The following is a 6,371-nucleotide window of genomic DNA, read 5'->3' as shown; positions in this document are numbered from 1 at the left end:
GCGCTCCACCAACACGCCCTGCCACGCCTTGCCGGCAAGAATGGTTTGCCACATCAAACGGTAGGTCGCCTGCGACTGTTGCCCAGAACTAAGAATGCGCGGCGACTGACCCAGCAGCTCGCTCAAGGTGTAGCCGCTTTGCTGGCTCATGGCCTGATTAGCCCAGACGATAAGCCCTGCCCGATCGCTGATCAGCACCGCATTTCCCGCGCCCTCTAAGGCGCGCACCAACAACTGCTTATGCTCGCTGATCACTCTCCAGCAATCCTCTATATGAACGTGCGCGAGAGTTTCAGGCGCAAACCTTAAGCAAATCTGAGGGCGCGCCACTACCCGGTTAAGCGGCTGGCTGTGAACGGAACAGGTCGCGCCCTGCCCATGTTCATTTCAACAAACCGAGTTTTTCTTAACAAATATCAAGAAAGTAGCGCGTGCTCCGCCTGATCATCCCTCCCGCGCGACCCCAGACGCAGACGAGAGGCATGGATGAACGACGTAAAGCGCAAATGGTTGCAGCGAGCGGCCTTTGCCGGCGCCGCTGCAGCAGTAGTTTTCGCGGCTTGGCTGGTGTTTAAACCGGCGGCACCGGACCTTAACTTCGCCAGTGGCAACGGCCGAATCGAAGCCACCGAAGTGGATGTGGCGAGCAAGTTGCCGGGGCGTATTGATGCGATTTTGGTCGCTGAAGGCGAACAGGTCAGCGCCGGGCAAGTGGTTGCACGCATGGACACCCAGGCCTTGCAGGCAGAAATTCTCCAGGCGCAAGCGCAGTCGCAACGCGCACGCACCGCCAAGCTGACGGCGGCAGCGCTGGTGGCCCAGCGTGACAGCGAAAAAATCACCGCCCAGGCCGTGGTGGCGCAGCGCCATGCGGAACTGACCGCCGCGCAAAAACGCTTTGCCCGCACGGAAATTTTGGTCAGCCGTAATGCTATGGCCAAGCAGCAATTGGACGATGACCGCGCCGTGCTGGAAAGCGGCCAAGCGGCGCTAGCTGCCGCCCATTCGCAAGTGGTAACCGCCGAGGCCGGCATTGAGGCGGCCAAATCCCAGGTGGTGGAAGCGCAAGCCACTATCGACGCGGCCCAGGCTACCGAGCAGCGTTTGCAGGCCGACCTGGCCGACACCGAGCTTAAAGCGCCGCGCGATGGCCGGGTGCAGTACCGCATTGCCGAGGTCGGTGAAGTGATCGCTGCCGGCGGCAAGGTGTTGAACCTGGTGGACCTTGGCGATGTGTACCTGACCTTTTTCTTGCCCACCGACCAGGCCGGTCGTGTGGCGATTGGCAGTGAAGTTCGGGTGATCATTGATGCGGCGCCGCAGTATGTGATTCCCGCCACCGCCAGCTATGTCGCCAGCGTTGCCCAGTTCACGCCCAAAACCGTGGAAACCGCCAGCGAGCGGGAAAAACTGATGTTTCGCATCAAGGCGCGCATCGACCCCGAGTTGCTGCGCAAGCACCTCAGCCAGGTGAAAACCGGCGTACCCGGTATGGCCCATGTACGGCTTAACCCGGCAGCCAGTTGGCCAGCCAACCTGGAAATCAAGGTGCCGCAATGACTGGCGAGCGCGCCTGGGTGGCGCGTTTGCAACACGTTGGGCTGCGCTATGGCAACAGTGTGGCGCTGGATGACATCAGCCTGGAAATTCCGGCCACCGGCATTGTTGGCCTGATTGGCCCCGATGGCGTCGGCAAGTCCAGCCTACTGGCGCTGATTGCCGGCGCGCGGGTGATTCAAAGCGGCCAGGTGCAGGTGCTAGACGGCGATATGGCCCAAGCCCGCCATCGCGCGGCTGTTTGCCCCCGTATTGCCTATATGCCGCAGGGCTTGGGCAAGAACCTTTACCCCACCTTGTCGGTGTTCGAGAACCTGGATTTCTTTGCCCGTCTGTTTGGCCAAGGTCAGGCTGAACGGCAGCGGCGTATTGCCAGTTTATTGGCCAGCACCGGGCTCAGCGATTTCGCCACCCGCCCGGCCGGCAAACTCTCCGGCGGCATGAAGCAGAAGCTTGGCCTGTGCTGCGCACTGATCCACGACCCGGACCTGCTGATCCTCGACGAGCCCACCACCGGCGTCGACCCGCTGGCGCGTAACCAGTTCTGGGCGCTGATTGCCGACCTGCGCGCGCGGCGGCCCGGCATGAGCGTGCTGGTGGCCACCGCCTATATGGAGGAAGCCGAGCGCTTTGATCACCTGTTGATGATGGATGCCGGCAAGGTATTGGCCAGTGGCGCGCCTGCGGCTATTCGCCAGCGCACCGGCTGCAAAAACCTGGAGGCGGCGTTTATTGCGCTGCTGCCGGAGGAGCGTCGCCGCAGCCATAAACCCTTAGTGATCACGCCTCGGGTTGCCGCCAGTGGCGAACCGGCGATTGCCATCGAGGCCCGCGAGCTGACCTGCCGCTTTGGTGATTTCACCGCCGTCGACAGCGCCAGCTTTCGTATTGAGCAGGGCGAGATCTTTGGCTTTCTCGGCTCCAATGGCTGCGGCAAATCCACCACCATGAAAATGCTCACCGGCCTGCTGCCGGGCACCTCCGGGCAGGCGTGGCTGTTCGGCAAGGAGGTCGACCCCGATGACCTGAATACACGGCGACGGGTCGGCTATATGTCCCAGGGTTTTTCCCTGTATGCCGAACTGACGGTACGGCAAAACCTGGTGCTGCATGCGCAGCTGTTCCATGTACCCAGCGCCGAAGTTGTCAGCCGCGTGGCGGACGCCGTGCAACGCTTTGGCTTGCAGGAAGACCTCGATAACCTGCCCGAGCGCTTGCCCCTGGGCATTCGCCAGCGTCTTTCCTTGGCCGTGGCGTTGATCCATAAACCGGAAATTCTGATTCTTGATGAGCCCACCTCCGGCGTCGACCCCATAGCCCGCGATACCTTCTGGCAGCACTTGCTTGACCTGTCGCGCAACGATGGCGTGACCATTTTTATCTCCACGCACTTTATGAACGAAGCGCAGCGCTGCGACCGCATTTCCTTTATGCATGCCGGTCGCGTGTTGGTCAGTGGCGTACCTGAGCAACTGACGCTTGAACGCGGCCTGGATAGCCTGGAGCAAACCTTTGTTTCCTATCTGGAAGAAGCCGCCGGTCCCGCCGGCGCGCCCGCTGCTGTGCCAAGCACGGTCGAGTTAGAACAGCAGCCGGCGCAACCTAAGCGCGGCAAAGCGTTTAGCAGCCTGCGCCTGTTCAGCTATGCACGGCGCGAAACCATGGAGGTGCGCCGCGACCCGATTCGCCTGACCTTGGCGGCGCTGGGCACGGTGTTGCTGATGTTTATCATGGGTTACGGCATCAGCCTGGATGTTGAAGATTTGTCCTTTGCCGTGCTCGACCGCGACCAAACCACCACCAGCCAGGCCTATATCCGCAGCTACGCCGGCTCGCGTTATTTCATTGAACAACCGCAGTTGCAGGACTACGCCGACCTGGAAACCCGCCTGAAAAGCGGTGCCATTGCCCTGGCCCTGGAGATACCGCCGGAGTTTGGCCGCGACCTTAAACGTGGCGCGCGCCCCGCGGTGGCGGCATGGGTCGATGGCGCCATGCCAATGCGCGCCGGCACCATTGAAGGCTATGTGAATGGCATCCATAGCGGCTACTTGGCGCAGCTCAGCCCGCAGTCAGCGGGGTTAGCCAATGTGGAGGTGCGCTACCGCTACAACCCTGATGTGCAAAGCCTGCAGGCCATGGTGCCGGCGATTATTCCGCTACTGCTGATGATGATTCCGGCCATGCTCACCGCGCTTGGCGTGGTGCGCGAAAAAGAGATGGGCTCGATCATCAACCTGTATGTCACGCCGGTCACGCGCCTGGAGTTTTTGCTGGGCAAACAGCTGCCTTACATCGCCATGGGCATGTTTAATTTTCTGCTGATGGTGGCGCTGGCGGTGTTTGTATTTGGTGTGCCGCTCAAGGGCAGCCTGTTGGTATTAAGCCTGGGCGCGTTGCTGTATATCGGCACCTCGACAGGGCTGGGCTTGTTGATGTCGACCTTTATGAACAGCCAGATCGCCGCCGTGTTTGGCACCGCCATTGCCACCCTGCTGCCAGCCATTCAATTCTCCGGGCTGATCAACCCGGTGTCCTCGTTGGAAGGCTTTGGCGCCTGGGTAGGCCGGGTCTATCCAACGGCGCAATTTCTCACCATCAGCCGCGGGATTTTTTCCAAGGCGCTGGAGCTTTCCGCATTGGCGCCCTACTTCCTGCAACTGCTGGTCACGGTGCCAATTCTGATTGGCCTCAGTGTGGTGTGTTTGCGTAAGCAGGAGCGCTAGGCATGCATAGCCTGTTGAATATTTTGCGCTTGGGTATCAAGGAATTTCGCAGCCTGTACCGTGACCGGGCGATGCTAATCCTGATTGTCTGGGCCTTTTCCTTTGGCATTTACACGGCAGCTTCGGGCATTCCTGAATCGCTGCACCACGCGCCTATCGCGATAGTCGATGAAGACCACTCGCCGCTGTCGGAGCGGGTCAGCAACGCCTTCCAACTGCCCTACTTTCTGCCGCCAGGGCAAATCAGCAGCAGCGCAATCGACGCCGGCATGGACAGCGGGCGCTACACCTTCACCCTGGATATTCCCCCGGACTTTCAGCGCGATGTGTTGGCCGGACGCCGGCCCAGCATGCAGCTGAATGTCGACGCCACGCAGATTGGCCAGGCGTTTACCGGCGCGGGTTATATCCAGACCATTGTCGGCACCGAGGTGGCGGCGTTTGCCCAACGCTATCGCGGTGTCGCGCCCAGCCCCGTGGGCTTGGCCATGCGCATGGAGTTCAACCCGAACCTGATCCAGGCCTGGTTTACCTCGGTAATGCAGCTGATCGACTACATCACCATGGTGTCGATCATCCTCACTGGCGCGGCGCTGATTCGCGAACGGGAACACGGCACCATCGAGCACTTGCTGGTGATGCCGTTGCGCGCCTTTGAAATCATGCTGGCCAAGGTCTGGTCGATGGGGCTGGTGGTGTTAGTCGCCACGGCGTTTGCCGTGTACGTGGTGGTGCGCGGCTGGTTGGCGGTGCCGATTAGCGGCTCGATTCCGCTGTTCTTGCTAGGCACGGCGCTGCACCTGTTTGCCACCACCTCGATGGGCATCTACCTGGGCACCGTGGCGCGCTCCATGCCGCAACTGGGGCTGTTGAGCATCTTGATTTTATTGCCGCTGCAACTGCTTTCCGGCGGTGCTACGCCACGGGAAAGCATGCCGGAACTGGTGCAAAACCTGATGCTGCTGGCACCCACCACGCACTTCGTCAGCTTTGCCCATGGCATTCTCTATCGCGGCGCGGGGCTGTCGATTGTCTGGCCGCAGTTTGTCGCCATTGCGGTGATTGGCGCGGTGTTTTTTGTCGCTGCGCTGCTGCGCTTTCGCACTGCGATTACCCGGATGGCCTGACTTACAGCGGGTCTTGAAACCAGGCGACTAGGCCCATCACCAGCCCCAGCAACATGCCCACGCCAAGCGCAACAGCAGCATTCAAAACCGCCCAACTGCGCCACTACCGCCATAGATGGGGCCTTAAAACACTATCGGGCATGGATTCACAACTGGCATTGATGGACGATTTCGCTGAATTCGCCCTCGGGGTAATGGCTACTGAACCCGAGCTTTTTTACCAGCCGGTGCAAGTGGTAGTTGGTGGCCGCATCGGTGGCGGCCATGTAGGTAAAGCCATTGCGCCGCGCGGCATCCATCAGGTGCGTCATTAACAGCCGACCCAGGCCTTTTTGCTGCCAATCATCGGCCACCACCACGGCAAATTCACAGCAATGGCCCTCGGTTTGCGCATAACGCGCCACGCCGATTTCACGCAACTCACCGTTGTCATGGGCCAACGCCACATAGGCCATTTGCAGCGGGTATTGCACGGTCATCAGCTGTTCCAGCAACGACAGCGGTGGCTCGTTAAAGCTGCTGGAGAACCGTGCACGGCGTGATTCAGCCGACAGGCGTTTGATAAAGCGAAACTCGCGCTCACGGTCTTGCTCCTGCAAGGCCCGAATCAACACGTGGGTGCCGTTGTCCAGCGCATCAATCCAGTGTTCACCGATGGCGCCGTGGTTCAGTGCGGACAAGTCAGAAATGCTGCTTGGGGTATTGATCATGCTGCTCTCCTTGGGCATTTACCTGCTCTTTTAGGCGTGCGGCTGGCGTTGCGTCTGATCTAAATCAAACCGCCTCAAACCGCCAAAACGCTGCAGGGTGAGCGGTACAACAGATGTTCAGTGGTACTGCCCAGCAGCGTGTTCAGGCCCGAGCGGTGCACCCGGGCCGTCACCACCACGTCCGCGCCCAGGCTATTGGCCTTGATAAAAATCAACACGGCACCCGCTGCAACCACTCAACAATCCAATGC

Annotated in this window: 5 protein-coding genes and 1 pseudogene; 3 read left to right on the top strand and 3 right to left on the bottom strand. The window is 60.4% G+C overall.

The window, feature by feature from the left end; translation table 11 throughout:
• The coding region (locus AAAB16_RS08125) for a PAS domain-containing protein (RefSeq protein WP_340662883.1) at nucleotides 1–255 on the bottom strand (255 nt) is incomplete at its 3' end.
• A 231-nt stretch (nucleotides 256–486) separates the two neighbouring features.
• On the opposite strand from AAAB16_RS08125, the gene AAAB16_RS08120 reads away from it, so the two are divergent.
• From AAAB16_RS08120 to AAAB16_RS08110, 3 genes are read left to right on the top strand one after another with little or no spacing between them, the layout of a single operon-like run.
• The gene (locus AAAB16_RS08120) at nucleotides 487–1,560 is read left to right on the top strand and encodes an HlyD family efflux transporter periplasmic adaptor subunit (protein ID WP_340662882.1); all 1,074 of its coding nucleotides are present in this window, start codon (nucleotides 487–489) and stop codon (nucleotides 1,558–1,560) included.
• Nucleotides 1,557–4,283 (top strand): ribosome-associated ATPase/putative transporter RbbA, encoded by a 2,727-nt coding sequence (rbbA, locus tag AAAB16_RS08115; protein WP_340662881.1) that lies wholly within the window; start codon nucleotides 1,557–1,559, stop codon nucleotides 4,281–4,283. Before AAAB16_RS08120 ends, rbbA begins: the two co-directional genes overlap by 4 nt.
• Before the next feature lie 2 nt (nucleotides 4,284–4,285).
• On the top strand, nucleotides 4,286–5,410 hold the full coding sequence (locus tag AAAB16_RS08110; RefSeq protein WP_340662880.1) for an ABC transporter permease: 1,125 nt from the start codon (nucleotides 4,286–4,288) through the stop codon (nucleotides 5,408–5,410).
• A gap of 146 nt (nucleotides 5,411–5,556) precedes the next feature.
• Here AAAB16_RS08110 and AAAB16_RS08105 read toward each other — a convergent pair whose 3' ends face one another.
• Entirely contained in the window at nucleotides 5,557–6,120 is a 564-nt protein-coding gene (locus tag AAAB16_RS08105; protein ID WP_340662879.1) for a GNAT family N-acetyltransferase, read from the bottom strand.
• Nucleotides 6,121–6,194: 74 nt separating this feature from the next.
• Nucleotides 6,195–6,308 (bottom strand): annotated as a pseudogene (locus tag AAAB16_RS08100) (universal stress protein); the annotation flags it as partial.
• Between the last annotated feature and the right edge of the window lie 63 nt (nucleotides 6,309–6,371).

Source organism: Pseudomonas sp. (assembly GCF_037994325.1).
Lineage (GTDB): Bacteria > Pseudomonadota > Gammaproteobacteria > Pseudomonadales > Pseudomonadaceae > Aquipseudomonas.
Note: the sequence above shows the minus strand (reverse complement) of the source record. Positions and strands in the feature narration are given on the sequence as shown.